Annotated in this window: 2 pseudogenes; one reads left to right on the top strand and one right to left on the bottom strand. The window is 48.3% G+C overall.

Features of this window, described 5'->3' with window-relative positions:
* A pseudogene (locus tag KT99_RS19690) lies at positions 1–136 on the top strand (nucleoside triphosphate pyrophosphohydrolase family protein); the annotation flags it as partial.
* 258 nt (positions 137–394) lie between these two features.
* On the opposite strand, the pseudogene KT99_RS19685 reads toward KT99_RS19690, so the two are convergent.
* Positions 395–1,238, bottom strand: a pseudogene (locus KT99_RS19685) (IS66-like element ISSbe3 family transposase); the annotation flags it as partial.

The following is a 1,238-nucleotide window of genomic DNA, read 5'->3' as shown; positions in this document are numbered from 1 at the left end:
CAGCACCAAGGGCGACTTTATCATCGCTAAGTGCGCTAAAGATGTAGATATGGCGGGTAAAATCGTACGTCAAGGCAAGGTGCTTAAGTCGGTATATTACCGTCCAGCAGATCTGGCTAAGCTAGTGAAAGCTTAGGTTGTTCATTTTGGAGTTGGCATCTAGGAAATCAAATTTCATTTGCTGATTCTTTGCGGCCTTACGGCCGAGAAGGTCGTGGAATTCCATTCCCTGCTAGCAACAAAGAGTAGGGAAAGGAGGACTGTCCTCATCAACAACATCCTGTCTAAGAGCCAGTTCGCCATCCATGGCTCTCGCTCAGAGAGCGTCATTGTTATGACCTTCGCCCTTGATTCTTCATAAACCAAAGGTAAGCATTCACCAGAGGGGGATTGACTAAGCTGAGGTTAGTCCAAATACGTCTGGGTAGTCGCATTTACCCACCACGCCCGCAATGATAGTGCTGATCACTGTTATCGGGGATAACTTGCGCTTCTTGCACGTTTCAACGACTGAGAGGATCCGAGATCGAAACTTCTCACCCCTATCTGAACTGGTGCCATAGCAGATCTTGCGCATGATCACGCTGCCACGCAAACAACGCTCGGCTTCGTTATTGGTCAAAGGTGTCCCTGGGTGATTGAGAAAAACCCATAAACCTTGCTCATATTTGAGAATATGCCGGCATCGGCCTGAGTAGCGTGAAGCGGGCACATTTTCCCCGCACTCAAGCCAGCGCTTAATATTGCGCCTTAGTCGTTGCATTCGCCGACGCCACATTATTTCGTCAACGTCACCGGCTTCATATCTATGTTGAGTGCGAAATACGGACTTGAATAGCAATACCAGTCGATTGCCGATACTCGCGGTAAGCCCCTTACCTGAATAATCGGCCATTTGTTGTAAATTACGCTGCACATGGGCAAGGCAAAATTGATGCCGTTCGGGCTCAATCCAGTTGTAGCTGGGACATTGGTCACTCACGACAATCGCTTGGGTATGCTCGCCTAATATCGATTTGGCTGCATCCTTATTACGAAAATATTTCACCTGTTGGAATACGGCATCCTCACTCGATAACAACCAGACCCAGCGGGTATGCTCTTCACCATTACGATTGTGCGTCGTCTCGTCAACATGCACTAATGACGCTTTTTTTATGTGTTGATGCAGAGCTTGGTGTGTCGGCGTCAGCATACTACTGACTCGCCCTTGCGCTTCAGAAATCAGACCGATAGAG

Source organism: Shewanella benthica KT99, from assembly GCF_000172075.1.
GTDB classification, from domain to species: domain Bacteria; phylum Pseudomonadota; class Gammaproteobacteria; order Enterobacterales; family Shewanellaceae; genus Shewanella; species Shewanella benthica_A.
This window is presented reverse-complemented; position numbering and strand designations above follow the sequence as displayed.